Origin of the sequence: Streptomyces sp. NPDC096311 (assembly GCF_044763085.1) — a bacterium.
Classification (GTDB): Bacteria; Actinomycetota; Actinomycetes; order Streptomycetales; family Streptomycetaceae; genus Streptomyces.
The window spans coordinates 141812-164939 of the sequence record NZ_JBIWFN010000022.1; the positions used below are offsets into that span (position 1 = coordinate 141812).

Here is a 23128-nt window from a genome sequence, read left to right on the forward strand (position 1 = left end):
AGTCCTAGACCAGCCCTAGACCAGCCCTAGGTCAGCTCTTCAGAGCCGCCATCCACGCCTCGACCTCGTCGGAGCGACGCGGCAGCCCCGCCGACAGGTTCCGGTTGCCGTCCTCGGTCACCAGGATGTCGTCCTCGATGCGCACGCCGATGCCCCGGTAATCCTCGGGGACGGTCAGGTCGTCCGCCTGGAAGTACAGGCCCGGCTCGACCGTCAGGCACATGCCCGGCTCCAGCGTGCTGTCCACGTACGTCTCCGTCCGCGCGGCGGCGCAGTCGTGGACGTCCATGCCGAGCATGTGACCGGTGCCGTGCAGGGTCCAGCGGCGCTGCAGACCCAGCTCCAGGACGCGCTCGACCGGGCCTTCGACCAGACCCCACTCGACGAGCTTCTCGGCCAGCACGCGCTGCGCGGCGTCGTGGAAGTCGCGGTACTTGGCACCGGGCTGCACGGCCGCGATACCGGCTTCCTGGGACTCGTACACGGCGTCGTAGATCTTCTTCTGGATCTCGCTGTAGCGGCCGTTGACCGGCAGCGTGCGCGTGACGTCGGCGGTGTAGAGCGTGTGCGTCTCCACGCCCGCGTCGAGCAGCAGCAGGTCTCCGGAGCGCACGGGCCCGTCGTTGCGCACCCAGTGCAGCGTGCAGGCGTGCGGGCCGGCGGCGCAGATCGAGCCGTAGCCGATGTCGTTGCCCTCGACCCGGGCGCGCAGGAAGAAGGTGCCCTCGATGTAGCGCTCGCTGGTCGCCTCGGCCTTGTCCAGGACCTTCACGACGTCCTCGAAGCCGCGCACCGTCGAGTCGACGGCCTTCTGCAGCTCGCCGGCCTCGAAGTCGTCCTTGATCAGGCGCGCCTCGGAGAGGAAGACCCGCAGCTCCTCGTCGCGCTCGGCGGTGACCTTGTCGGTCAGGGCCGCCTCGATGCCGTCGTCGTAGCCGCGCACGACCCGGACCGGGCCGGTGGCCTCACGCAGCTTTCCGGCCAGCTCCCGCACGTCGGAGGCGGGGATGCCGTACAACTGTTCGGCCTCGGTGAGGGAGTGGCGGCGGCCGACCCACAGCTCGCCCTGCCCGGACAGCCAGAACTCGCCGTTCTCGCGGTCGGAGCGCGGCAGCAGGTAGATCGTCGCCTTGTGGCCGCCGTTCCCGTCCGGGGCGACGGTGGGCTCCAGGACCAGGACGCCGTCCTCGGTCAGGTTGCCGGTGAGGTACGCGTACTCGACCGAGGCACGGAAGGGGTAGTCCGTGTCGTTCGAGCGCGTCTTCAGGTTGCCCGCCGGGATCACCAGGCGCTCGCCCGGGAAGCGCGCGGAGAGCGCGGCTCGGCGGGTGGCGGTGTACTCGGCCTGCGCGATCGGCGTGAGGCCGCGCAGCTCGGTGTCGGCCCATCCGGACTTCATGTTCTCGGCGAGCTCGTCGGACACGCCCGGGTACAGGCCGTTCTTGCGCTGCTTGATCGGCTCTTCTTCGCCCGCTTCGTCAGCGGCATCGTCGAGCACGGCTTCCGGGGTCTCCGGGTTGAGCGCCTCCGACACGGTCTGCCTCCTAGATACGACTCTGGATCTTCCCCTCCAGCTCTCCGCTGTGCTCGAGCAGGGGGACACCCATCATCGTACGGTCGTACAGGAGTGGGCCCAGGGTCGGAAGTCCTGTTACGAGCGGAACTCAGCGCGGCGGCCCCAGAGCGGCACGCGAAGCCTGGACCTCACCCTCACCCCAAGTGCAGACCTCACTCGAAGCGTGGACCTCACTCGAAGCGCGCCGCCAGGAGTACGACGTCCTCCGCGCTGTCCGCCTCGTCCAGCCCGTCCGGCAGCACGGACCGCAGAACATGGTCGGCGAGCGCGCCGGGATCCTCACGCAGCGTCCTGGGGACGCTCGCGGCCGCCGCGTGCAGCCGGGCGAAGGCGCGGTCCATGGGGTCGCCGGTGCGGTGCAGCAGGCCGTCGGTGTAGAGCAGCACGGTTTCGCCGGGCTCGGCCGTCAGTTCGACGCTGGGCGCCTCCCAGCAGGCGAGCATGCCCAGGGGCGCGGACAGCGAGGTCTCCACGAATTCGGTCCGCCGCGCGCCGATCACCAGCGGCGGGCTGTGTCCGGCACCGGCGAGCGTGATCTTGCGCAGGGCGGGCTCGCAGTACGCGAAGAGGGCGGTCGCGGAGCGGGCGGGCTCGGTCAGGCGCAGCAGCAGCTCGAGGTCGGACAGGACGGCGACGGGGTCCTCGCCCTCCATCACGGCGTACGCCCGCAGGGAGGCCCTCAGCCGGCCCATGGCGGCGACGGCGCTGGGCCCGGCCCCGGTGACGGAGCCGACCGCGAGGCCGAGCGCGGCGTCGGGCAGCGGCAGCGCGTCGTACCAGTCGCCGCCGCCGCGCGGGCCCGTGCGGTGCAGGGCGGCGAGCTGGACACCGGAGACCCGGGGCAGCCGCGGCGGCAGCAGCTCCTGGGAGATCGTCTTCATGCACGCGCGTGTGCGGTCCAGTTCCAGCAGCCGTGCCAGGTGTTCGGTCGCGTAGCGGGCGTAGAGGCCGACGAGGTGGCGCTGGCGCTCCACCGGTTCGGCGGGTTCGTCGTAGAGCCATACGGCGGCGCCCAGCCGGCCCGCCGCCTTGGTGGACAGGGGCAGCGCGTAGCTCGCGGCGTAGCCGAGCCGGGCGGCCACCTCGCGGTGGCGGGGGTCGAGCCCGTCCTCGGAGAGGAGGTCGGGCTGGGAGATCTCGCCGTCGCCGCCGGGCAGCCCGTCCAGGATCCTGCCGTACGACATGGCGCTGCGCGGGACGGTCTCGATGTGGCCGAGGTCGGCGCGGGCGAGGCCCAGGCCGATGGTGGTGTCCGGGCCGAGTCCGTCGCCCGGTTCCAGGACGACGAGACCGCGCCGGGCACCCACGAGGGCGGCTCCGGCGCGCAGCAGTTCCTGCAGTGCGTCGTTCAGTGTCGCGGTGCGCACCAGGCGCTCGGTGAGTTCGTGGAGGGTGGTGAGGTCGGACACCCAGCCGGCGAGTCGGTCTTGGAGAACGGCTCCGGGGCCGGTGGACGAGGTGGCCGAAGAGGAGCCCGTTACGGAGCCCGCCGTGGAACCCGTGACGGAGGTCGTGGGCGCGACAGTGTGTGCGGGCGCGGGAACCGTTGAATCGATTCCGGCCACTTTCGGAACGTGAGGGGCGTTCATGGCGTCCGGCTTTCCGACCGGTGCGTATTGCTCAATAGCATCGCAAACCCCCATGTCGTTCTGCGCCGCTAGCAGTGTCTCCACATGTACACGCACTCGTGAGGGGATGTCCAGCATTGTCCTGCTGGGATTCCTGGTGTCCATGAGACCCTCGGTAACCCTTGCGGGAAAGCAAAGTTGGCTTAAAACTGACTCGGGTAACGGGTCATTGAGGTCGACTGGCCTCGTTCGACGGAGCGTCACAGCGGTCGTGATGGGTACGTACTCGGTGAAGGCCAGGGGTGGTTGGGATCCGCCCGGAACCTGGCGACGGACCCGGGCGTCTTAACCACCGACGACCGTGCCCCATCCTCCCGTGGCGGAGGCGGCAAGAAACAGCGGGACGGCAAAACGCCAGGCGCCGCCACCCCACGCCATGCCCATGCTTTAGACAGACGCAGTATGGACGCGGACGCAGCCAATGCTCGGCCCAGATGGGTTCCCCTTGCCCTACGCAGGGGTGTGATGCGCCAGCAGGTACGCACAGTGAAGTGATCGACACATGGTGTGATGTGATCCACGGTGTTGCCAGGCGTGCAACGGAAAGGAACGAGCGCTCATGCGCGAGATCCTCGGAAGGCGACGCAGGCTCCTGTCCAGGCGAAACAACGGGAGGCCTGAGATGCTCAGCGCGGCCCTGACCTTCGCGACCGATTGGCAGTGGCCCGTGCTCCCGGGTGTGGCACCGGACCCGCAGGGGCGTGCCCGCTGCGGATGCCCGGACCCGGAGTGCACGGTGCCCGGTGCTCACCCCTTCGACCCCGGCCTCCTCGCGGCCACCACCGACGAGCGCATGGTGCGCTGGTGGTGGACCAACCGGCCGTCCGCACCCATCGTGCTGGCCACCGGAGGCATGGCCCCCTGCGCGGTGAGCCTGCCCGCCCTCGCGGCGGCCCGCGCACTCGACGCGCTCGACCGCACGGGCATGCGCCTCGGCCCGGTCGTCGCGGCGCCCACACGCTGGGCGATCCTCGTCGCGCCCTACTCCATGGAGCAGCTCGGCGAGCTCCTCTACGCCAAGGACTTCGTGCCGGGGTCCCTGCGGTTCCACGGCGAGGGCGGCTACATCGCGCTGCCCCCGTCCGAGACCGGCCAGGGCCAGATCCGCTGGGAGCGCGCCCCACTGCCCGGCTCGGCCGCGCCCTGGGTGCCCGATGTGGAGGCCGTGGTGGACGCGGTGGTGGAGGCGCTCACTCGTACGGGTGTGAGCGCGCCCGAGTTGTAGGGTGCCCGGCGCGCGGTGAGCCGCGCGCCCACCCGCGCTCGTTATGTTCCGCACTATGCAGCGTCATTCCGGGGGACACAGAGCCCCATCGTCTCTACGTGCCGGGCCGGACCTCCAAAGGGTTCGCCTGGTGGCGCTGGCGGGCCTCGTGGTGTTCACGGTCGCCCTGCCACTGACCGTGGCCTCCGCAGGACCCGTCGGTGACGGGAACTCCGAGGCCGTACGCGCGTCCCAGAGGATCGACGACAAGGGAACGGTGGCCCCCGCCGCGCCCCGTTCCGCTTCCGCGACCCCTCCCGCTTCCGCGCCCGTGCCCCGGCTTCTGGGCCTCGGCCGGGCCACCGCCGCCCGGTGCGGCCCCGAGCTCTCCTCCCCCGACGGCGTCGAGGCGCAGACCTGTGTCATGACCCAGGGGGAGGACACCTGGGCGCGCACCTACTACCGCAACGCGACCGGTGGCGAGCTGAACTCCGCACTGAGCCTCATGGGCCCCGGTGGCCGCACCGTGGAGATGAACTGCGTGGTGGGCGCCGAGGACGACCCAGGGGTGTGCGAGACGCCCAGAGGGCGTACGGCGGGGGGTGTGGGGGCGTACACGGCGGTCGCGGAGTTCGCGAGGAGCGCCGGGAGCGGGCCGATGCTGCTGCGGTCGGGAAGCGAGGTGGAGAGCGCCTCGGGGAGCGACTCCGAGAGCACCTCGGGAAGCGGCCCGTAGAGCGGCCCGTAGAGCGCCTCGGGGAGCAACTCGGCCCCGTAGCAAGGCGGTTGGCGCCGCAGGAAAATCCGTACATGGAAAGACCCGGTTGCTGGCGACGGGGGATGCACCAGCAACCGGGCTACTCGAACGGTAACAAGAGATCGGCGGTTCGCAAATTCGATCTCGGCTATTCGGACACGGATTTACCTGTCACCGCCGGGAGTTGTGACAGGAGTCACCCGCTCCGTGACGCGCCGACCAGCTGACCGGTCGGTCAGTGCCCCAGCTGTGTGTCAGCTGAGCGTGACCTGTCGGTTCGTGAGGCCGCCGCGTGCCCGCCGCTCGTCCGGAGTGAGCGGCGCGTCCGAGGCCAGGGCGGTCGCGAGGCGCTCGGCGAACTCGGCCGCCGGCTTTTCCACGTCGTCGGCCGTGACGCCCGTCGGCAGGTCCCAGACCGGCACCGTGAGCCCGTGCGCGCGGAAGGAACCGACCAGCCGCGTGCCCTCGCCGAGGCTCGAGCGACCGGCTGCGTGCAGCCGCGCGAGCGCGTCCAGAAGCTGTTCCTCGGGGTACGGCATCACCCAGCGCAGGTGGTTCTTGTCGGGGGTTTCGCACCAGTACGCCGCGTCCACGCCGGAGAGCTTCACGGTCGGGATCGCCGCCGCGTTGGCCCGCTCCAGGGAGGCGGACACCTCCGGCGTCGAGTGCTCCGCGTCCGGGACCCAGAACTCGAAGCCCGAGTGGACAACTGGCTCGAACGCGCCTTCGGGGTCGAGCAGTTCCTGCAGTCGCGGGCCGTCGGCCGGGGCACGGCGGCCCTGGATCGGGGTGCCGGGCTGGGCCGTGAGCGCGCGCTGGAGGGTGTCGGCGAGGTCGCGGCTGATGTCGCCGGACGCCGTGTCGTTCTGCAGGCCGATCAGGACCGAGCCGTCGTCGCGGCGCAGCGCGGGCCAGGCCATCGGCAGGACGGTGGCGAGCGTCACCGAGGGAACTCCCTCGGGCAGGCTCTCCTTGAGCTTCAGCTCGACCGTGGCGGCGGGCACCAGCTCGCGCAGCGCGACCCAGTCGCCCTCGCTCGGCAGGCCCTCGAAGGGGCGCTGGACCAGCTCCGTCACCGCGTGTGCGGCGGCCCGGCCGTGGCAGGCCTTGTAGCGGCGGCCGCTGCCGCAGGGGCAGGGCTCGCGAGCGCCGACTACCGGGATCTCCCCGTCCTTGAGCTGAGGCTGCTTGGCCTTCGTCTGGGGTCGCTTCTTGGCCATCGTGGGTGTCTCCCGATCACGGCTCGTCTCGTACTGGCGCGAGCCTAGCCGCTCGTACGTCGGCCGACGGGACCCTGTGGACAACGCACCGAGTCGTCCCGGAACCGGACCTTCCGTCCGGGGCTTCCGCCCACGGTTTTCCGCCCCGCTCCGCCCCGCTCCGTCGCGCCCGGTCGCGCCCTGCCCCGTCCTGTCCCGTCCCGTCCTGGTCAGTCCAAGTCGTCGAAGGCGTCCGCGAAGTCCAGCCCGGGCAGCCCCGTCACACCCGGTGACGCGACGCGCGTAGCGAAGTCGTCACGCCGGTGCGCGGCGGCGGTGTCCGTCACGTCGTCCTGGACGACGACCCACACGGTGACCTCTCCGCGGGTGTCGTCCCGTACGCCCCAGTCCTTGGCCAGCGCCGTGATGATGTTCAGCCCGCGGCCGCCGTGTGCGGTGACCGAGGGCGTGGCGGGAACCGGGCGGGTCGGACCACCGCCGTCCGTCACCTCGACGGTGAGCCTGCCGGACGCGTCGACGCGCCACGCGGCCCGGACGTCGCCGTCCCCGGCGAGGGCGTCGCCGAGGGGCCTGCCGTGCCGGCACGCATTGCTCAAAAGTTCGGAAAGGATCAGTACGGCGTCGTCGATGACCGATTCCGTCACTCCACCGGTGCGCAGTTGATCGCGCATCCGATGTCTTGCTTTTCCCACGCCCGCAGGGCCATGGGGAACGGCCATGCTCGACGACGTGGGCACCTCCTGTGCCACCACCAACGCCACCCCCGAGACCTCCTTTGCCCCACGCCACGGTGTGGATGCCCCTTTGGACTGGACCGGAAACCGGCCAATCCACGTCTGCTGACGCACTCGTAACGATCGAATACGGAACGAACGCGCCGGTGCACTCCCTGTAACCGTGTGGCTGGATTTCGGCGGTGGTTGACGTGGTCCGACGGCCGTCGTCGGCACCTCGAGCGATGGTTTCCGGACGACGAGCCGCGAGGTCAGCGGCCGAGTTGGTGCAGCACCGCGCGTGGGCGGTTGGTGATGATGGCGTCGATGCCCAGTTCAACGCAGAGATCGATGTCCTCGGGTTCGTTCACCGTCCACACGTGGACCTGGTGACCGGCTCTTTTCAGCCGTTCGATGTATCCGGGGTGGCTGCGTACGATCCGCATCGAAGGGCCTGCGATCCGGACACCGGCCGGCAGTCGTCCGTCGCGCAGCCGGGGCGAGATGAACTGCAGAAGATAGACCGTCGGCAGCGTCGGGGACGCGGACCGGACGCGGTGCAGGGAGCGCGCCGAGAAGCTCATGACGCGCACCGGAGAGGTGGCGGCGCTCGCCGGGGCGTCCAGGCCGAAGCGCTTCAGGAGGAGCAGCAGCCGGTCCTCGACCTGGCCCGCCCAACGCGTGGGGTGCTTGGTCTCGATGGCCAGCTCCACGCGGCGGCCCGAGTCGGCGACGAGTTCGAGCAGTCGCTCCAGGGTGAGGACGGAGGTGTCCTGCGGGTCCCCGGGGCCGTACTCCCAGTCGGGGGACTCGTCGCGGTTCTTCCAGGAGCCGAAGTCCAGGGCGGCGAGTTCGGCGAGCTCCAGGGCGGAGACCGCTCCGCGGCCGTTGGACGTACGGTTGACGCGGCGGTCGTGTACACAGACGAGATGTCCGTCCGCGGTCAGCCGGACATCGCACTCGAGGGCGTCCGCACCGTCCTCGATCGCCTTCTTGTACGCCGCCAGGGTGTGCTCGGGAGCGTCTTCGGAGGCCCCGCGGTGGGCGACGACCTGAATCGGGTGCTGTCGTGCGTGGGTCACCGCGTCATGGTGCCACCGTCACAGGGCCGACGTGGGGGCCGAGACACCAGGAATGTTTCTTTTTAGTATAAAAAGCCCGATGTAAAGGATGGTCCTGGACCCACAGCCACCGCTTATGGTGCTCTGACGTCCCGTGGGAAAAGCTGACGGCGTACAAAAAGCACATGCACACCAGCACAGCTGCATCGCGCCGGACCGTCTGACAAGCGTGAGTGAGCGTGACCGAGTGCGACCGAGAACAACAGCCGTGGACCGAGGAGAAGAGCTGTGAGCACCGAGAACGAGGGCACTGCAGTACCCCCGGCCCCGTCCGCACCTCCTGTGCCGGTGGAAACTCCCGCTGCCTCCGCGCAGAGCGCTGCGCCCGAAGGGGGCGCGCCGACCGCGCAGCTCCCGGCGGTGCCTCCGAGCGCCCCCGGCGCACCGGAGCAGTCGTACGCGTCGATGGGCGCCGGGGCTCCTGAGGCGCACGGGCACGCCCCCGGAGCGTCCGGAGCGCCGGTCTCCGCCGCCGAGGCGGGCTGGCCGCCCCCGCCGCCCGCCGTTCCCTCGTACGCGGACGGTGGCGGCTCGGGAGCGGGCGGCTGGGGCTCCTCCTACGAGCAGCCCGCGCCGAAGCCCAAGAACGGGCGCGGCGGCCTGGTCGCGGCGATCCTCGTGGCCGCGCTGGTCGCGGGTGGCGTCGGCGGCGGTATCGGCTACTCGCTGGCCAAGAACAACGACAACTCCACCGACTCGACGACCGTCTCCGCGCCGAGCGGCAGTGGCGACGTGAAGCGGGCCTCGGGCACGGTCGCGAACGTGGCGGCCAAGGCGCTGCCGAGCACCGTCACCATCGAGGCCGAGAGCACCAGCGGCTCGGGCGGCACCGGCACCGGGTTCGTCTTCGACACCCAGGGCCACATCCTCACCAACAACCACGTCGTGGCGGACGCGGTCGACGGCGGCAAGCTCACCGCGACCTTCCCCAACGGCAAGAAGTACGACGCCGAGGTCGTCGGCCACGCGCAGGGCTACGACGTCGCGGTCATCAAGCTCAAGAACGCGCCGTCGGACCTGAAGCCGCTCACCCTGGGTGACTCCGACGCGGTGGCGGTCGGCGACTCCACGATCGCGATCGGCGCGCCCTTCGGCCTCTCGAACACGGTGACCACGGGCATCATCAGCGCCAAGAACCGCCCCGTGGCCTCCAGCGACGGCAGTGCCAGCAGCAAGGCCTCCTACATGAGCGCCCTGCAGACGGACGCCTCGATCAACCCGGGCAACTCCGGTGGCCCTCTCCTGGACGCCCAGGGCTCGGTCATCGGCATCAACTCGGCGATCCAGTCCTCGAGCAGCGGCGGTCTGGGCGGCACCAGCCAGTCCGGCTCCATCGGCCTCGGCTTCGCGATCCCGATCAACCAGGCGAAGCACGTCGCCCAGCAGCTGATCAAGACCGGCAAGCCCGTCTACCCGGTGATCGGCGCCTCGGTCTCCCTCGAGGACGGCACCGGCGGCGCGAAGATCACCGAGCAGGGTGCGAGCGGCTCCGCGGCGGTCACCTCCGGCGGCCCCGCCGACAAGGCCGGTCTCAAGCCCGGCGACGTCATCACCAAGCTCGACGACCAGGTGATCGACAGCGGCCCGACCCTCATCGGCGAGATCTGGACCCACCAGCCCGGTGACGTCGTGAAGCTCACGTACACGCGCGACGGAAAGACCCACACGGCCGAGGTCACCCTCGGACAGCGCGACGGCGACAGCTGACCGGTTGGTCTTGTCCCCGCGCCACGGACGATCGCCGGTGGCGCGGGGTGGGTTGCCCGAGCGGCCCAAGGGAACGGTCTTGAAAAACGTGAGGACGCGAAAGCGTCTCCGTGGGTTCGGATCGCGCCGCCATCGCAGGTCATATACATGCTGGTCAGAAGGGGTGCCTCTCGCTGAGGGGCACCCCTTCTGCATCGGGTCTGTCTCACCTTGATCCGGCTCCGTCACGTTGTGGATCAGCGTGTGTGGACCAGGCGTGGACCGGATGTCGGGCTGCGGGATTGGCCGCGACCTGGGCTTTCGTCGGGCTGATGGTTTGAAGGACTCCAAGCCCGAAGCAGGCGGCACGGGTGTTCACGCCTGGTGGGCGGCGGACGCCGACGGCCCCACACCCCCCGGTGACCTGCTCCGACGCCAGGAACCAGATCACCTAATTCCTTTCTAACGGTCCGGTGCTGTCCGGTGGACTCACTGGGTTTGTTCGAGCGTGGGGCGTGATGCCTCATGCCACCCGCTGTGAAGCCCGTTCATAGAGCGGCGGGTGGCCCCGTGCTCGTGGTGGCGGTCGCGTAGGTCCCGGGCGGACGCCTTCAGATCAGCAGGCGAGCAACGCCTCGTCTCAGACCGCGCGGCGCCCGGTGTCCTCTCGACCGCCACCTGCCCTGCTGCTCAGCTGCCGTGCCGCCCAGTACTCGCTGCCGCCCGAGATGTCGCTCAGCCCACGGAGACGGCGGCCGTGATGTGCGAGCCTGGCCGCGGAGCCCGATGTCTCCTGACCGTGTGACGCACGCCACGGGAACCTGCCATGCCGCGCGGACAAGACTGGACGTGGACTACTCATTGCACACCCGGATACGGGCAGGCGACCCCGAGGCGTTCCGCGAGCTCTTCCGTGACCACGCCCGACTGGTCCACCGGCACGCGGTGCGCGTGACGGGGGACTGGACCGTCGCCGAGGAAATCGTCTCGCTGACCTTCTTGGAGGCGTGGCGGCTGCGCGCCAAGCTGCGGGACGAGGGCGAAAGTCCGCGGCCCTGGCTGATGGGCATCGCCGTGAACGTACTGCGCAACACCACCCGCGCTGCGCGCCGTCACCAGCGGGCCCTGGAGCGTCTGCCGGCCAAGGAAACGGTCCCGGACTTCGCCGACGAACTCGTCGGCCGCATAGCCGATGCCGACCAGCTGGCTGCCGCCCAGCGTGCGCTGAAGAAGCTGAGCCGGAGCGAGCGCGAGGTCTTCACACTCTGTGTGTGGTCCGGGCTCAGCTACGCGGAGACGGCGGCCGTGCTCGGCGTCCCGGTCGGCACCGTGCGCTCGCGCCTGTCCCGTGCCCGTAAACGGCTGACCAAGCTGGCCGACGAAGAACTGAGAAATCGCAGGGAACCGCTACCGCGCAACGGACAAGTACAGGGCGGCCGCACTTCTGCGGCCCGGTCACACGAGTCGTACGAGGAGAGGTCCGAATGATCCGCAAGAAGTCGCGGCGTGAGGAGTCGCTGGACCACGCGGAACTGGCCCGGGTGCTGCCGGCGCCGGGAGACCCGCACCTGTCGCTCGACCGTCACCTGCTTCTCGAGGAGCACCTGATGAACGAGATCCAGCGCACCGCCCCCGCCCCTGCGCCGTCCCGCCGCCCGGCACGCCGTGTCCTGCTGATCGGTGTCCCGGTCATCGCCGCCGCCCTGGCCGGCGCATTCGTCTTCACCGCGCTGACCAATTCCGGGGGCAGCGGCACGACCGCGGCCACCCCGCCTCCGGTCGAGGCACCGGTCGTCCGCATCGAGCCCGGCAGCACCGCTCAGCTGGCCTCCACCGTCGAGCACATCGCCGCCGCCGCCTCGGCCCGCAAGACGCCCGAACCCGGCCCGGGCCAGTACATCTACATCAAGAGCGAGGTCTCCTACCTGTCCGTCTCGCACACCGACGCAGACGACTCCAAGACCTTGGTCGAGCCCCTGCATATCCGTGAGGTCTGGAATTCCTCCGACGGCAAGCAGGGCTGGCTGGACGAGCCCGGCTACAAGCCCAAGGGCGGTGTCACCCTCGACAACGACGTCGAGAGCAGCTTGAACGCCCCTTCCTACGACTACCTCAAGACGCTGCCCACCGACCCGGACGTCCTGCTGAAGAAGATCTACAAGGAGACCAAGGGGCAGGGGAACTCCCCGGACCAGGAGGCATTCGCCATTGTCGGTGACCTGCTCGGGGAGGAGCTCGCACCGGCGAAGCTGAACGCGGCGCTGTACCGGGCCGCGGCCAAGATCCCCGGGGTTGTGGTGGTGGACCATGCCAAGGACGCCGCGGGACGCGAGGGCATCGCCCTGGCCCACGTTGACCAGAAGAGCGGCGACCGCACCGAGTGGATCTTCGACCGCAAGACGTACGCCTATCTCGGCAGCCGCGGTGTCCAGGTCAAGCAGGCCGACGGCGTCAAGCCCGGTACGGTCATCGAATCCACCGCCGTGCTGGAGCGGGCCGTCGTCGACGCCCAGAAGCAGCGCCCCGGCGCGCAAGGTACCGGTGCGTGAGAACGCGATCGCTCTGCTGGGACCCCGCTGGGACGGTGCTGGGCAGCGCGTATGGTGCCACGCGATCAGGACCGGCGCGTCGAGGGGCACTCCCGTCGTCGCGGGTGCAGGTCTCGCGGTCGTGGTCGGTCGGCACCGGCGCAGTGTTCATCGCGCGCAGGCGCCGCACGGCCGGCCAGAGCTGACGGCAGGCAGTAGAACTGCTACGAGGGAAGTAGGGCGCTCGCCGTGTCGTGAGCGGCCTGCTCGTACTCCGAACCGCTCGGTGAACGACCACTACTGGCGCCCGGGGTGTTTGTGGTCGCCCTTGCCGTCGTCTCAGCTCCGAGGCGTGCCCCTCTTGCAGCGGGTACCCCGCCAATGGACGCACCACCGAGCCCACCCAAAAGGCCGACTCCAGCAGATACGAGTGCCACAAGTCCTTGATCCATGAAGGTAGGACGCAGGCAAACGGCTTGGGAATGATCCCGCTTCCCAGAACAGGAGAGGCGCCCCAGAAGGGACGCCCCTACGAGCCGGTTTACCTACTCGTCGTGCTCGTTGATCGCGTCGAGAGCCTGTTGGATCTGCTGGTTGGCCCTGGCTTGGTTGCGGTGGATGGCCTTGGCGTAGAAGCGGAACAGGACCGCGATGCTGTGACCTGCCCGGCGTGCGACCTCGGCTGGGGAGACGCCGGACTCAAGCCAGAGCGAGACGCCAGCGTGGCGCAGGGAGTACGGCACGTCAGCCAGCGGCGAGGCCGCCTCCGACTCTGTCAGCGCTGCGAGCCGGGCGGCCTTCCACGCCTCCCCGTACTCCTTGGACAGGAGGTGACCACCCTGGGGCGCGGGAAAGAGCCGACCGTCCTCGGCGGTGCCGAACTCCTGGATGTGCTCGCGGACCAGGCGCACGAGAACCGGCGGAATCGGCACCGGCCAGGTCGCTTTGCGGGCCCGCTTCTTCAGGCCGCGCGTATCGAACGAGTCGCCCGTGTCGGTCCATCCGGAGCCGACTCGGGGCATGCTCGTGGAGAGCAGGACTTCACTCCAGCCCTCCTCGGGAAGGGTGAAGTCATCCGCACGGAGACTGGCCGCCTCACGAGGACGGTTGGCCGCGTAGTAGCGGTGGAATCAACCACACCCTGGCTAAAAACGTGAGGACGTGAGGACGTGAAAGCGTCTCCGTGGGCTCGGATCGCACCGCCTCCGCAGGTCATAGACGTGCTGGTCAGAAGGGGTGCCCCTCGACGGGGCACCCCTTCTGCATGGGGGCTGTCTCACCTTCATCCGGCCGTGTCGCGTTGTGGATCAGTGTGTGTAGACCAGGCGTGGACCGAGAATCGGTGGACAGGAGCCGGGAACCTGCTGGTCAGCGGCCTAGGCGGTCTCCATCGGATCACTCTCACGGGCGTGCGATAGGTTGCCCGCCATGACCGAGCTTGGACCCATCGCTTGGCCCCCTGCCCCGGTAAGGACCGAGCGGCTAGTGCTCCGCGAGTCCGAGGCCCGGGATCGCGCGGCGTTCATCGAACTGTTCGCATCGCCAGAGGTGCGCACCTACCTCGGTGGCCCTCGACCGCGTGATGAGCTCGACCGCTCGGTGCCTGAGGTACCCGGGCGGCGCCGTGGCGTTTTCGTGATCGATCTCGACGGAGCGATGATCGGCACGATCACGCTCGATCGGCGCGACGCGGAGCGTCCGGGGCACGTCCGTCCGGATGCCGGGGAGGCCGAGCTCGGCTATATGTTCCTGCCGGGGGCGTGGGGATACGGGTACGCCGCTGAGGCGTGCGCAGCGGCACTCGGCTGGTTCGCCGACGCGCTTCCTGGCGAGCCGGTGGTGCTCTGCACCCAGACCGCCAACGACCGCTCGATGCGCCTCGCGGCGAAGCTGGGGTTCACCGAGGTGCAACGGTTCGAGGAGTGGGGCGCCGAGCAGTGGTTCGGCGTGTGGTCCACGGCGACGCCGTCCGGTTGAGCTAGGTCGTTTCGAAGCGTGGACCATGCCCAGGACAGCGAGAAGGCGCCACCCTCTCCCTGGTAGGGGTGAGGGGGCGCCTGTGTCGGAGTGCCGCCCGGTCTATTTGCCATCGACCGATTGCGAGAGTCGTTGGCCTGGACGCACCCGCCGATCGCAGCGCCAGGAGATCACTGACACTGCTTCCAGGCCAGGTGGTACACGGTTTTGATGCTGCCGTCCGTCGAATCCATCGCCAAGAAACTGGTGACGCTCGGGCTCGAGGTGCCGGGCTCGACCCGCAGTTCAGTGTTGATGGCGAGGTTGCGCTCCTCCCCGCAGCGGGCGAAGTCCCGGGCGGCGACGTCAACCCTGTCGGTCGTCTGCCAGTTGCCGGTGAACCCGCCCTGGAAGTGATGGGTGAAGTTGGTGGTGTGGGCGTTGCCCTGGAAGTGGTAGTTGGCCCGTTGGGTCCCGGACGCACCCGGCGCCAGTGACGCGAAGCCGCGGTAGTCGGCGGACACGATCGCGTAGGTGTAGCGACGGGGGACGTGCACGAGCAGGTTGAGCTGACAGTTCTTCAGGCGGTCGGTCGGCGCCGAGCCGGGCCCCACCTTGGCGATGTAGTTACTGTAGGTGACGGTGAAGGCGGTGTTGTCAGGGGACACGGCCACGGCGGCTGTCCCCGCCGGGCATCCGGAACCATTGACCGTCACGCTGTCGATGACGATCCGCGCCGGCGGCGGGGGCGGGTTGCCACCGAAGGCCGACGAGCCGAACAATGCTGTGGCGACACCAGTCGCGGCCAGCGCGCGGAGCACCATGCGCTTCCCTTCAATCGTTCACGGATCCAGGGCGGGCGTCACTTTCGAGCCCGACCCCCGGATTTCACGTGGGCATCGCACCACACGTTGCGTGTCCGCTTACGGAAGGCGACGCTCCAGTCACTCAAACGGCCTTCAGGGTGAGACCCCGTTCACCCACGGGGACAGAGCGGCGCGCTGGCTCGGATACACCGGCAGACTCAATCTGCTCTACCGCTACATCACCCAGGGGGCGTGCCGAGGGTGACAAGCTGGTGGCTCTCCATCAAGCGGTCATAGAAGGGCTGGGTGGTGTGCCGCTGTTTGTCGGACCTCCGTTGCCGTGAGCGCCACTCGCTCAACTTGAACCCCGACACCTGGCAGCAGAATGTCCGCGAGCCGAACCTCACCCATCACACGGGATCGATGCCCAACTACCCTCAAATTAGCGACAGAGCCCAAGAAGTGGACCAGAGCCGAATCTCGCGAACAGAACCAGGTGGGTGACCGTAGACACCGGGAACCAGCGGTGAACCGTGATCTCGGATGAGCAGGCACCGCACTAGGCTGTCGCATGTCCGTGTGGGTCTCGGGCCACGATTGGTCCGAGAGGCGATCTCGGGCGGAACGGAGCCAGTGGACCCCGTGTGGACCACGGCCTCCAAGTGAGGCCGCAGGCCGGTAGGCTGTAGCCGCTCCGCCCCTGGTGGCGGGGCCGAGGTGGGTTGCCCGAGCGGCCTAAGGGAACGGTCTTGAAAACCGTCGTGGCAGCGATGTCACCGTGGGTTCAAATCCCACACCCACCGCGCAGGTCAGAAGCTTTGCAGGTCAGAAGGGGTGCCCCCGGGAACGGTGGCGCCCCTTCTGCGTGCAGCTTGTCTCACCCCGATTCGCCCGTGTCCCGGGTTTGACCAGGGCGTATGGGCCATGTGTGGGCCAACGTGGGCCCGCTTACCCGCCCTTGTTCAGCTCCTGCGCGATGAGCTGATTGGAACGGGACTGCTCGCCCCGAAGGATCTTGGCGTAGAAGCGAAACAGCACGGCGATGCTGTGGCCGGCCCGCCGGGCGACTTCCACGGGGTCGACCCCCGATTTGATCCACAGGGACAGTCCCGCGTGACGGAGTGAGTACGGCACTTGCGCGAGGGGAGTTGTCGCGTCCTCCTCCGACAGCACCGCAGCGCGAGCCGCTTCCCACAGATCGCAGTACTCGGTCGATCGGACCCGGCCGCCCTGCGCCGCACGGAAGAGACGGCCGTCCGGGGCTGTCCCGTAGGCCGCGAGGTGGTCGCGCAGCATCCGCACGAGGATCGGGGGAATCGGCACGGACCGCGCAGTCCCGCGGCGCGCGCCCTTCCCATGTCGGTCTCGGGGGTATCGCCGACCATCCACCCTCCGGCACTCAACCGCGTGCCGCACAGGGAAGCGGCGACCTCGAAGTGCGCGAGCGCCGGTTTCCGGGCGCCGATCTCCTCCGATATACAGATCCCGTCGAAGAACGGCGTGAGCCCCACTGCCGCGAGCTTCGCCCGTTGGATGTCCCCCGGCGCCATTCGTCGCGATGCCGAGAGTCCATCCGGCGCTACGCAGCTCTGCGAGGCTCTCGCGAACCCTCGGAAAGCAGCGCGCGGACCAAGCGATGCCATCGACGTACTCACGCCAGAGGCCGCCCGGATCATCGCTGAGTCCGAGCACCTCCCGCAGGTGCGCAAAGTCCGCGGGATATGCCCGCTCGCGGAGCCGACCGCAGATGACGGCTTCTGCCTCTTGCGGCAATCCGCGCGACCGAACGAAACCGCGGGCCCAGCGAGCTAGGCCCCCACTACGGTCGATCAGGGTGTTGTCCAGGTCGAAAAGTGCCAGCACGCGGCGACGCTATGCGATAGCGCGTTGATCTCAGTCTCCAGGCCCCGCTTTTGGTATTCGTGGGCCATGTGTGGGCCAGGGCCCCCGCAGGTGTCAAAACCGCGCCCGAACTGGGCATACGGGTGCGCGCTCAACGCAGCCGACCTATCGCTGCTGATCGCTCATCGCACCGACCTGATCACCGACCGCGTCCGCATGCTCAATCGGCTTCGCGACATGCTCACCGGGATCTTCCCCGCCCTGGAGCGGGCCTTCGACTACGCCGACCACAAAGGCGCGCTCATCCTGCTCACCCGCCACCAGACCCCGTCCGCGATACGCCGCCACGGCCAAGCCCGCCTCGCCGCCTGGCTCAAGGGACACAATGTCCGCACTCCCGACGCGATCGCCGCCACCGCCCTGCAAGCCGCCAGGACTCAGCACGCCACGCTGCCGGGCCAAGATGTCGCCGCCGGCATCGTCGCGGACATCGCGACGCAGATCCTCGCCCTGGACGACCGGCTCAAGCACATCGAACAGCAGATCCGGCAGACCTTCCGCACCCACCCCCAGGCCCACATCATCGAGTCCCTGCCGGGCATGGGCCCCATTCTGGGAGCCGAGTTCATCGTCGCAGCCGGTGACCTGGGCACCTACGCCGACGCAGGCCACCTCGCTTCCGCCGCCGGCCTGGTGCCCGTTCCACGTGATTCCGGACGCCGTATCGGCAACCTGCACCGCCCCAAGCGCTACAGCCGACGCCTCCGCCGCGTCTTCTATCTGTCCGCGCAGACCAGCGCCATCCGCGAAGGCCCCAACCGCGACTACTACTTGAAGAAGCGGGCCGAGGGATGCAAGCACGTCCAGGCCGTCATCGCCCTCGCCCGCCGACGTGTCGATGTCCTATGGGCGCTCTTGCGCGACGGCAGACTCTTCACCTTCCACCCACCCGTCGCCCAAGCCGCATGAAAAGGGCCAGTGCGCCCCGCCTACCTGGCGATAGCCTGCGGGCCAAACCAAGAGGGTGGGTCCGGTGGGATTCGAGGCAGAACGATCAGCGCGCATCGCTGCCATGCGGGAAACCGCGCGGCCCGTCTGGGAGACATCCGGCGACACGGACACACTCCAGCAGTTCCTCAGGGACAACGGGTGTCACGGCGTGGAAGCCGTATTAGTGACCGTAGGCCTGCTGAACTGCGATCTTGCCGAAGCCCAACGAGCCTTCTTCAATGCCCCATGCCGCGACGCCGAACGCCGCTTCCACAACGACGCCATGGACGCGCTCGCAGAGGCTGCCGACCACGACGTCTGACAGCACCGCCAGCCGGTGGAGCCTCTTGACTCAGCCACTAAGACTTCACCGAACTGCGGCGTAGAGTGCACGACTCTAGGGGGTGGGATGGGGTCTCTCACGATCACGTGGACGTTGCGCTATCAGGGCTGGGCGTACTGCACAGTACGTGATGATCAAGGCGAAGCGGTGGCGATCGCCTCCGACATCACTGGAGGGCCGGAGCAACTCTTGCAAGCCCTTGCCTCACTGTTGGGCGGCGCTGATGTAGCGCAGGCCGAGTTCGAAGCCGAGCCACAAGTGTTCCGCTGGTTCTTCCGCCAGGTCGAATCGAAGGCGCACATCCGTCTGGTGCTGGCAGATGACCATGAAGCACCTGCCGATACAGGCACCCTGCTTTGGGAAGGGCACCACCCTATTGCGGCCTTCGCACAGGCTGCGGTGAGCGCATTTGATCACGCGGCCGACGAGTTGGGTGATGAGGAGTACGCATCCCAGTGGGGTCGTCCGCTGCCACGCCCCGACCTTGATGCTCTCCGCGCGCTTGTCAAGGTCGCCCCGATCCCCGACATCAACGCCTGACACCAACAGCAGCGAACCCCGCCGACTAGCGCCGAACCTCCGCGACCGCTCGGGCGGGATGCATGGCGGGTTGGTCAACGCCGATGGCGCCTGTGGATCGACCTGATAAGGATGAAGCCAGGGTTGTAAAACCCCTGCCCGGAGGGACGCCGTCCTGTCGATGGACGGCGTCCTTCCGGCTTGACTCGGCCATTGAGACTCCACCGCCCTGTGCGTCCGGTGCAGCCTCGCAGCCGAGTTCACATGATGTGTGGAAAGCCTGCAGAAGCGGTAAGTGTTGCGAAAGAAGCGCTCCAAAAAGAGATTAAATATGTGGCAACGAAAGTGGGATTGCGCGTTGCGGCATCAAGGGCGCTATGCCAGCAGAAGCTCTATGAAGAGGCGCGGTTAATCTTGCGCGAAGATTCCGATCTGTATGAGGATGGGCGGGATCTGAAACTAGAGTATGCCAGCGTGTATGTTCGGCAGGGGCTACATAGTGAATCTGCAAAGATTCTAGAAGAGCTGATTCCGGACACATGATGTCGCCGACGCACCTTCCCGGGACGTATTTCGGATGGGGACACAAGCGGCTTCATGTGCCAGACCACCCAGCTCCGTGCAGCACTGAAGTACAGCAGCGGCGTACAGCAACCCCAGCAACCGACCATGACCGACAGTCCCTCTGAGGGACCGAACGACGACCTGTATGACCCCCGTTGACCGACCTCTGTAGAGCTACGGATCAGAAGGTGCGGCCGGGACAAGTACTCCGGCTGCACCACGAGCGCATCAGATCGAGCGGGGAACAGCGGGGAATCACGGTGAAAGACATCGAGTCCGACCCGCGTGCGCCCAATCCCTTCGCGCAGGTCAGTGGGCATCCGAAGCGCGATTGATCGCAGCTTCCCAAGCTGATGTCTCATCAGCGCTCGGGCCAGCCGTGACCGGGCCAGCCGTGACCGGGCAAGCCGCTTCTGACGTTTCCGGTCTGTAGGGATTGTCGTTTCCCTAGGCTGAGATTGCGGTACAAGCAAAGCCGCAGGCCAAGGAGTTGGGGATGAGTGCGGAGATCGTTCAGTTTGTGGGGCAGGCGGGCCCGTACCTGACGGCGGCCCTGGGGGCCTATGGCGCAGGAGTGTTGACCCGGACCGAGAACGCTGCGGTCGACGCGACGGCAAACGTCGGGCGGCGAATGCTGCAGTCGGTGTGGCGTCGTCGGGACGAGCAGGGGCGTGCCGAACTAGAGGCGGCTGTGCAGGACGCGGCCGAGGCAACCGGCGACGAGGACGCAGCTGCAGCACTGCGGCAACAGCTCAGGCGTGCGGTACGCGAGGACGTCGAGTTGCTGCGGGAACTGGCCGAGTTGCTGCCAGCTGTCGGCGGGCCGGTGACTGTGACCGCGTCGGGTGAGCGTTCCATCGCGGCCCAGACGATCGGTAATGCGGTCACCGGTGACAATGCCACGCTCAAGCCGTGAGCAGTGATTACCCGGCCGCCGCCGGTGGGCCACAGGCCTCGGGCCCGCGATCGGTCGCAGCCGCCGGCAGCATCGAAGTAGCGATCACGGGTGATGGCGCCCGGGTTGTGATGCTGCCGCCGGAGGCGGTGCGATGGGCGCGGGAGGTGAGCGCGCCGCCGGGGGCAGCGAATCTGCCGGGATCGGCGTCCGGTGTGTTCGTGGGCCGGGATCAGGAACTGAAGCGGCTACGGGGGTTGCTGGCCCAGGGCGGTGAGGCCGCGGTGACTCAAGCCCGCTCCGGGACGCGGGCAATCCACGGGCTGGGCGGGATCGGGAAGAGCTCCCTCGCGCTGCACTATGCCCATGAGTACCGGTCGAAGTACACGCTGGTGTGGTGGATCACTGCTGAGTCCACCGAACAGATCGTCACGAGTCTGGCCGGGCTGGCAATGAGGCTATGCCCACAATGGGCTACAGCGGTGGGCGTGGAGGACCGCGCGGCATGGGCGATCGTCTGGCTGCAGTGGCATCCGGGCTGGCTGCTGGTCTTCGACAACGTTGAGGACCCGACGGATCTGCGCCACTACCTCGGCGCCCTGGCGGACGGCCATCACCTGGCCACCAGCCGAAAGGCAACCGGCTGGCACACCATCGCCCCGACCATGGCCTTGGGCCTGATGGACCCGGACACGTCCGTGGACCTGCTGTGCACACTTGCCCTCGGACAGGGGCAACCCACCCCGGAACAGCGACGCCAGGCCAAAGAGCTGGCTGCCGAGCTCGGGTATCTGCCATTGGCGCTGGAGCAGGTAGGGGCCTACCTCTACCAGACGGGTACCGCTCTGGGTGTATACCAGCACTTGCTGGGACGGGGCCTCGACAGGGCGGCAGACGGCACCGACCCGGAACGCACGATCGCCCGCATCTGGCTCCACACTCTCACCGCGGTCGAAGGCCGTGATCCGCTGGCCGTCAGACTCCTACACACAATCGTATGGCTGGCCCCCGATGACATCCCCCGGACTCTCCTCGCCGCGCTTTCCACTGATCCAATCGCACTGGGCGACGCGCTGGGGGTGCTCCACGCCTACAACATGATCGCCTTCACCGCCGACCGCCAGGGCATCACCGTGCACCGCCTGGTGCAGATGGTGGTACGCACCCGTGCCACCGCTGATCCCAGTGCTGTCGCCCTGGGCCGACAGGATGCCGAACAGGCTCTGAAGCAGGCCATCCCTGACGGGAGCGACACTGGCACGGAGGCGAACACTCGGTGGGAACGCCTGCTCCCCCATATCTTCGCCCTGGCCGAATCCACACCACTGAGCTGCCCCGCTTCAGCCGAGACCGCCGGCATCTATCGTGCTGCCGCCCAGTACCTGTTCCGGCAGGGCCGCGATGCCCACTCCATCCCCCTGCGCACAGCTGTCCTTGCACAGTCTGAGCAGGCGCTGGGTGATACCCACCCTTCTACTCTGATCAGCCGCACCAGCCTGGCTGGCGCCTACAGGGAGGCGGGGGATCTGGGGCGGGCCATCTCGCTGTTCGAGTCCACCCTCGCACAGCAGGAGCGGGTGCTGGGCGACTCCCACCCGGACACTCTGATCAGCCGCACCAGCCTGGCTGGCGCCTACAGGGAGGCGGGGGATCTGGGGCGGGCCATCCCGCTGTTCGAGTCCACCCTCGCACAGCAGGAGCGGGTGCTGGGCGACTCCCACCCCGACACTCTGATCAGCCGCAACAACCTGGCCGGCGCCTACACGGAGGCGGGGGATCTGGAGCGGGCCATCCCGCTGTTCGAGTCCACCCTCGCCCAACGCGAGCGGGAGTTGGGAGATACCCACCGCTTCACCCTAAATACCCGTAACAACCTTGCCCTCGCATACCACGCGGCGGGGGATCTGGAGCGGGCTGTTTCGCTGTTCGAGTCCACCCTCGCCCAACGCGAGCAGGTGCTCGGCGACACTCATCCCTCCACCCTGACCAGTCGCAACAACCTCGCACTTGCCTACAAGGCGATGGGGGATCTGGAGCGGGCCATCCCACTGTACGAGTCCACCCTCAGCCAGCGCGAGCAGATGCTCGGCCACACCAATCCGCTTACCTTGGCCAGCCGTATCAACCTTGCTGGCGCGTACCGGGCGGCGGGGGATCTGGAGCGGGCCATCCGGCTCTTCGAGTCCACCCTCGCCCAGTGCGAGGAGGTGCTGGGCGACTCCCACCCCGACACCCTCATCACCCGCAACAACCTCGCCAGCGCGTACCGGGCCGCGGGGGACCTGGAACGTGCCATCCCGCTCTTCGAGTCCACCCTCAGTCAACGCGAGCAGGTACTCGGCGACACCCACCCTCGCACGTTGACCAGCCGTGGCAACCTCGCTGGCGCGTACCGGGCGGCGGGGGATCTGGAGCGGGCCATCCGGCTCTTCGAGTCCACCCTCAGTCAGCGCGAGCAGGTACTCGGCGACACCCACCCCGACACCCTCATCAGCCGCAACAACCTCGCTGGCGCGTACCGGGCGGCGGGGGACCTGGAGCGGGCCATCCCGCTCTACGAGTCCACCCTCACCCAGTCCAAGCTGGTGCTGGGCGACACCCACCCCGACACCCTCCTCAGCCGCAACAACCTCGCCCACGCGTACAAGGCGGCGGGGGCTCTGGAGCGGGCCATCCCGCTCTACGAGTCGACCCTCAGTCAGCGCGAGCAGGTGCTGGGCGACACCCACCCCGACACCCTGATCAGCCGCAACAACCTCGCTGGCGCGTACCGGGCGGCG

The 23128-nt window shown here is 68.5% G+C and carries 19 protein-coding genes, 1 tRNA gene and 2 pseudogenes; 13 read left to right on the plus strand and 9 right to left on the minus strand.

Annotation, left to right across the window (positions count from 1 at the left end):
- Positions 1 to 31: 31 nt before the first annotated feature.
- Together ACIRA5_RS41910 and ACIRA5_RS41915 are read right to left on the minus strand one after the other, a co-directional pair.
- Positions 32 to 1534, minus strand: coding sequence for an aminopeptidase P family protein (locus ACIRA5_RS41910; protein ID WP_403700295.1), 1503 nt, complete (start codon positions 1532 to 1534; stop codon positions 32 to 34).
- A 212-nt stretch (positions 1535 to 1746) separates the two neighbouring features.
- Positions 1747 to 3282: a PP2C family protein-serine/threonine phosphatase gene (locus ACIRA5_RS41915; RefSeq protein WP_403700430.1), complete on the minus strand. Its 1536-nt coding sequence runs from the start codon at positions 3280 to 3282 to the stop codon at positions 1747 to 1749.
- 481 nt (positions 3283 to 3763) lie between these two features.
- Between ACIRA5_RS41915 and ACIRA5_RS41920 the strand changes: the two genes are divergently transcribed.
- Together ACIRA5_RS41920 and ACIRA5_RS41925 are read left to right on the plus strand one after the other, a co-directional pair.
- Positions 3764 to 4429 (plus strand): bifunctional DNA primase/polymerase, encoded by a 666-nt coding sequence (locus tag ACIRA5_RS41920; RefSeq protein ID WP_403700298.1) that lies wholly within the window; start codon positions 3764 to 3766, stop codon positions 4427 to 4429.
- Between the two features lie 55 nt (positions 4430 to 4484).
- A complete protein-coding gene (locus ACIRA5_RS41925) occupies positions 4485 to 5144 on the plus strand; it encodes a hypothetical protein (RefSeq protein ID WP_403700300.1) in 660 nt (219 codons plus the stop codon).
- Between the two features lie 275 nt (positions 5145 to 5419).
- Here the strand turns inward: ACIRA5_RS41925 and ACIRA5_RS41930 are convergent, their stop codons facing one another.
- The 3 genes from ACIRA5_RS41930 to ACIRA5_RS41940 all read right to left on the minus strand — a co-directional run bounded on the left by ACIRA5_RS41930 (position 5420) and on the right by ACIRA5_RS41940 (position 8180).
- The gene (locus tag ACIRA5_RS41930) at positions 5420 to 6385 is read right to left on the minus strand and encodes a DUF5926 family protein (RefSeq protein ID WP_352050436.1); all 966 of its coding nucleotides are present in this window, start codon (positions 6383 to 6385) and stop codon (positions 5420 to 5422) included.
- Positions 6386 to 6594: 209 nt separating this feature from the next.
- Complete coding sequence (locus tag ACIRA5_RS41935; RefSeq protein WP_403700303.1) at positions 6595 to 7146, minus strand: ATP-binding protein; 552 nt, start codon at positions 7144 to 7146, stop codon at positions 6595 to 6597.
- Positions 7147 to 7370: 224 nt separating this feature from the next.
- Positions 7371 to 8180, minus strand: coding sequence for a glycerophosphodiester phosphodiesterase (locus ACIRA5_RS41940; RefSeq protein WP_403700306.1), 810 nt, complete (start codon positions 8178 to 8180; stop codon positions 7371 to 7373).
- Positions 8181 to 8447: 267 nt separating this feature from the next.
- Here ACIRA5_RS41940 and ACIRA5_RS41945 point away from each other — a divergent pair, with 267 nt between their 5' ends.
- The 3 genes from ACIRA5_RS41945 (at position 8448) to ACIRA5_RS41955 (ending at position 12454) form a co-directional block, all read left to right on the plus strand.
- On the plus strand, positions 8448 to 9926 hold the full coding sequence (locus ACIRA5_RS41945) for a S1C family serine protease (RefSeq protein ID WP_403700308.1): 1479 nt from the start codon (positions 8448 to 8450) through the stop codon (positions 9924 to 9926).
- An 828-nt stretch (positions 9927 to 10754) separates the two neighbouring features.
- Positions 10755 to 11393, plus strand: coding sequence for an RNA polymerase sigma factor (locus ACIRA5_RS41950; protein ID WP_403700311.1), 639 nt, complete (start codon positions 10755 to 10757; stop codon positions 11391 to 11393).
- Positions 11390 to 12454, plus strand: a complete 1065-nt coding sequence (locus ACIRA5_RS41955) for a CU044_5270 family protein (RefSeq protein ID WP_403700313.1) — start codon at positions 11390 to 11392, stop codon at positions 12452 to 12454. The genes ACIRA5_RS41950 and ACIRA5_RS41955 overlap by 4 nt, the downstream gene beginning before the upstream one ends.
- A gap of 524 nt (positions 12455 to 12978) precedes the next feature.
- On the opposite strand, the gene ACIRA5_RS41960 is transcribed toward ACIRA5_RS41955, so the two are convergent.
- On the minus strand, positions 12979 to 13455 hold the full coding sequence (locus ACIRA5_RS41960; protein WP_403700316.1) for a hypothetical protein: 477 nt from the start codon (positions 13453 to 13455) through the stop codon (positions 12979 to 12981).
- 406 nt (positions 13456 to 13861) lie between these two features.
- Here ACIRA5_RS41960 and ACIRA5_RS41965 point away from each other — a divergent pair, with 406 nt between their 5' ends.
- Positions 13862 to 14410: a GNAT family N-acetyltransferase gene (locus tag ACIRA5_RS41965; protein ID WP_403700319.1), complete on the plus strand. Its 549-nt coding sequence runs from the start codon at positions 13862 to 13864 to the stop codon at positions 14408 to 14410.
- A 170-nt stretch (positions 14411 to 14580) separates the two neighbouring features.
- On the opposite strand, the gene ACIRA5_RS41970 is transcribed toward ACIRA5_RS41965, so the two are convergent.
- Positions 14581 to 15210 carry a DUF4360 domain-containing protein gene (locus ACIRA5_RS41970; RefSeq protein WP_403700433.1) on the minus strand — a complete coding sequence of 210 codons (630 nt, stop codon included), beginning with the start codon at positions 15208 to 15210 and terminating at the stop codon, positions 14581 to 14583.
- Between the two features lie 701 nt (positions 15211 to 15911).
- Between ACIRA5_RS41970 and ACIRA5_RS41975 the strand changes: the two genes are divergently transcribed.
- Positions 15912 to 15998, plus strand: a tRNA-Ser gene (locus ACIRA5_RS41975).
- Positions 15999 to 16143: 145 nt separating this feature from the next.
- Here the strand turns inward: ACIRA5_RS41975 and ACIRA5_RS41980 are convergent.
- Together ACIRA5_RS41980 and ACIRA5_RS41985 are read right to left on the minus strand one after the other, a co-directional pair.
- The gene (locus tag ACIRA5_RS41980) at positions 16144 to 16518 is read right to left on the minus strand and encodes a hypothetical protein (RefSeq protein WP_403700439.1); all 375 of its coding nucleotides are present in this window, start codon (positions 16516 to 16518) and stop codon (positions 16144 to 16146) included.
- Positions 16519 to 16580: 62 nt separating this feature from the next.
- A pseudogene (locus ACIRA5_RS41985) lies at positions 16581 to 16871 on the minus strand (HAD family hydrolase); the annotation flags it as partial.
- 322 nt (positions 16872 to 17193) lie between these two features.
- Between ACIRA5_RS41985 and ACIRA5_RS41990 the strand changes: the two are divergent.
- The 6 genes and pseudogenes from ACIRA5_RS41990 to ACIRA5_RS42015 form a co-directional block, all read left to right on the plus strand.
- Positions 17194 to 18006, plus strand: a pseudogene (locus tag ACIRA5_RS41990) (IS110 family transposase); the annotation flags it as partial.
- Between the two features lie 64 nt (positions 18007 to 18070).
- Positions 18071 to 18349, plus strand: coding sequence for a hypothetical protein (locus ACIRA5_RS41995; RefSeq protein ID WP_403700322.1), 279 nt, complete (start codon positions 18071 to 18073; stop codon positions 18347 to 18349).
- 87 nt (positions 18350 to 18436) lie between these two features.
- Positions 18437 to 18910: a hypothetical protein gene (locus ACIRA5_RS42000; protein WP_403700325.1), complete on the plus strand. Its 474-nt coding sequence runs from the start codon at positions 18437 to 18439 to the stop codon at positions 18908 to 18910.
- A 219-nt stretch (positions 18911 to 19129) separates the two neighbouring features.
- Positions 19130 to 19432 (plus strand): hypothetical protein, encoded by a 303-nt coding sequence (locus ACIRA5_RS42005; RefSeq protein WP_403700328.1) that lies wholly within the window; start codon positions 19130 to 19132, stop codon positions 19430 to 19432.
- Positions 19433 to 19949: 517 nt separating this feature from the next.
- Entirely contained in the window at positions 19950 to 20369 is a 420-nt protein-coding gene (locus ACIRA5_RS42010; protein ID WP_403700331.1) for a hypothetical protein, read from the plus strand.
- Positions 20366 to 23128: tetratricopeptide repeat protein (locus tag ACIRA5_RS42015; RefSeq protein ID WP_403700334.1), on the plus strand; the 2763-nt coding region annotated here is incomplete at its 3' end. The genes ACIRA5_RS42010 and ACIRA5_RS42015, both read left to right, overlap by 4 nt.

Bases quoted from the DNA above. Each gene is read 5' to 3' on its own strand.
- ACIRA5_RS41960 (WP_403700316.1), bottom strand. From the start codon at position 13,455: ATGCCCCGAGTCGGCTCCGGATGGACCGACACGGGCGACTCGTTCGAT.
- ACIRA5_RS42000 (WP_403700325.1), top strand. From the start codon at position 18,437: ATGGGGTCTCTCACGATCACGTGGACGTTGCGCTATCAGGGCTGGGCG.
- ACIRA5_RS41930 (WP_352050436.1), bottom strand. From the start codon at position 6,385: ATGGCCAAGAAGCGACCCCAGACGAAGGCCAAGCAGCCTCAGCTCAAG.
- ACIRA5_RS41920 (WP_403700298.1), top strand. From the start codon at position 3,764: ATGCGCGAGATCCTCGGAAGGCGACGCAGGCTCCTGTCCAGGCGAAAC.
- ACIRA5_RS41925 (WP_403700300.1), top strand. From the start codon at position 4,485: ATGCAGCGTCATTCCGGGGGACACAGAGCCCCATCGTCTCTACGTGCC.
- ACIRA5_RS41955 (WP_403700313.1), top strand. From the start codon at position 11,390: ATGATCCGCAAGAAGTCGCGGCGTGAGGAGTCGCTGGACCACGCGGAA.
- ACIRA5_RS41915 (WP_403700430.1), bottom strand. From the start codon at position 3,282: ATGCTGGACATCCCCTCACGAGTGCGTGTACATGTGGAGACACTGCTA.
- ACIRA5_RS41965 (WP_403700319.1), top strand. From the start codon at position 13,862: ATGACCGAGCTTGGACCCATCGCTTGGCCCCCTGCCCCGGTAAGGACC.
- ACIRA5_RS42010 (WP_403700331.1), top strand. From the start codon at position 19,950: ATGAGTGCGGAGATCGTTCAGTTTGTGGGGCAGGCGGGCCCGTACCTG.